The organism is Vibrio barjaei (assembly GCF_001639065.2).
Taxonomy (GTDB): domain Bacteria; phylum Pseudomonadota; class Gammaproteobacteria; order Enterobacterales; family Vibrionaceae; genus Vibrio; species Vibrio barjaei.
Window position 1 is genome coordinate 1 of the sequence record NZ_LQXO02000055.1, and the last position, 663, is coordinate 663.

Genomic DNA, 663 nt, shown 5'->3' on the forward strand with positions numbered 1-663 from the left:
GCGTATTGAGCCCGTAAAGATTCTGATAGTTTCGGATAAGCTTGGTTGCCGCTCGAAAGCCGTATTTTGAATCCGAGAAGGTTTCAAATGCCTTGTCTTTTGATGGCGTCACTTTGCCTGTCCATGCATTGTTACTAATGCGAATGTTGAGCGGGTTGTTATTTCGAATCCCGCGATTGAGTTGTGATTTCATGACTTTTTGCCCCTGATACAACGTGAAAATCAAGACGATGACGAGTAGCCAGCGCAACATAAACACCCCCTATTAGATGGAGGAGGATGACACGCCTAGCCCGACCAGAGTCACCTCACCGACTTGGAACTGTGCATGTTCCAACACATCCCGATGACTCACGCTTTGAGTCATTTGGTAAGTTGGGTCAGCGCGAACCACCACACGAGGAATCACTTTCTCTTTGTCATGGACATTGAGCTTATCGACGGACAACACGACGGTTTCATTTGCCGTGATACGCTGCCCTTGTTCAGACATAGCGCCGTGCATGGTGGTGGTGTTTAAGCCAATGCCTATAGGCGTATTAAGACCGTCACGAATCGGTTCGCCGCGCTCATTGACAAGCAAAATGGTGTAAGCGAGTTCACCCGTAAAGCCGGATAACATTGCGCTCAGTGACACGCTAAAACACAGCGTGACTAACGGCT

General features: G+C 48.7%; 2 pseudogenes. Both read right to left on the minus strand.

Annotated elements, in window-relative coordinates:
• Positions 1-253 (minus strand): annotated as a pseudogene (locus tag AWH66_RS23970) (structural protein); the annotation flags it as partial.
• Between the two features lie 12 nt (positions 254-265).
• Positions 266-663, minus strand: a pseudogene (locus tag AWH66_RS26040) (hypothetical protein); the annotation flags it as partial.